Raw genomic sequence first — 212 nt, 5'->3', positions numbered from 1 at the left:
CCCTGTCACCTGCAGCTCAAGGACGCCTCGGTGCCGATCGCGGTGAACCTCGCGCTCTACGACGCGCCCGAGCAGCGTTACTGCCCGGCCGGGGTGTATGAGATCGTGCATGACGGAGAGAACAACGCGCCGCGCCTGCAGATCAACGCGCAGAACTGCGTGCACTGCAAGACCTGCGACATCAAGGATCCAACCCAGAACATCAACTGGGT

Annotated in this window: 1 protein-coding gene; it reads left to right on the top strand. The window is 62.7% G+C overall.

What is annotated here, in order from left to right:
- Positions 1-212, top strand: a 212-nt coding sequence (locus tag AC3A35_RS28040) for a 4Fe-4S dicluster domain-containing protein (RefSeq protein ID WP_487439827.1), incomplete at both ends; no start/stop codon positions are given.

The organism is Azoarcus sp. Soil_N_20 (assembly GCF_057656155.1).
The sequence above is the reverse complement of the archived record's forward strand: the minus strand, read 5'-3'. Positions and strand labels throughout refer to the sequence as shown.